The organism is Streptomyces calidiresistens (assembly GCF_014141525.1).
Taxonomy (GTDB): Bacteria; Actinomycetota; Actinomycetes; order Streptomycetales; family Streptomycetaceae; genus Streptomyces; species Streptomyces calidiresistens.
Genome location: NZ_VKHS01001398.1, coordinates 1 through 745, shown reverse-complemented (window position 1 = coordinate 745; position 745 = coordinate 1). Strand labels below are relative to the sequence as shown.

General features: G+C 71.7%; 1 protein-coding gene. It reads right to left on the bottom strand.

Annotation, left to right across the window (positions count from 1 at the left end):
- Nucleotides 1-19: 19 nt before the first annotated feature.
- On the bottom strand, nt 20-703 hold the full coding sequence (locus FOE67_RS27510; protein ID WP_182667520.1) for a hypothetical protein: 684 nt from the start codon (nt 701-703) through the stop codon (nt 20-22).
- Nucleotides 704-745: the final 42 nt, after the last annotated feature.

Genomic DNA, 745 nt, shown 5'->3' with positions numbered 1-745 from the left:
GCCCGGGGGTGGGGCGGGGTCAGTGGTCGAGTTCGTGGCGGATGAGTCGGGCGGCGGCGCGGAGGCCGCGGGCGTAGGCGTAGTCGTCGGTGCGGTGGGGGGTGTTGTTTCGGCGTCCGCGGTCGGCGTGGTTGTCGCGGGCGACGGCGTCGGCTTCGAGGCGGGTGAGGACGGCGGCGAGGGCGCGGGCGTGTGCGGTCGGCCGCTCGGGCTCGGCCGGTGTGGGCTGCGGCTGGGTGGTGTTCTCGGCCGGTGTGGGTTGCTGGGGGAGGCCGGCGAGGAGTGCGTGGCCGAGGCGGTATCGGGCGGCGGGGATGAGGGTGACGACGATTTCGGCGCGGCGGCCGTCGCGGTCGTCCTGGTCGGTGCCATTGGCCTGGAGGACGGCGTCCGTCGGGGTGCCGGGACGGGGGAAGAGGTTGATGCGGTCCCCTTCGGTGCCGGTGATCTCGATTTCGGGGACGGTGGGGGTTTCTCCGATGGCGGTGGCGATGGCGGCTCGGTCGTGGTCGGCGAAGTGGTCGGCGGTGGCGAAGTAGCTGGTGAGGTTGGTGGCGAGGCGTTCGGCGGGGCCGTCGGTGAGGTTGATGTCGATGGCGTGGGTGCGGTTTTCGACGTGGAGGTTGATGAGGCCGAGGGGGTCGACGGTGATGTGGGAGATGGTGGTGGGGGTGTGGTGTTCCCACAGGTGGTCGTTGCTCATGACGGTGTTCCTCTCTCGGGGGTGGGTGGTTGGGGGTGGCGC

Bases quoted from the DNA above. Each gene is read 5' to 3' on its own strand.
- FOE67_RS27510 (WP_182667520.1), bottom strand. From the start codon at position 703: ATGAGCAACGACCACCTGTGGGAACACCACACCCCCACCACCATCTCC.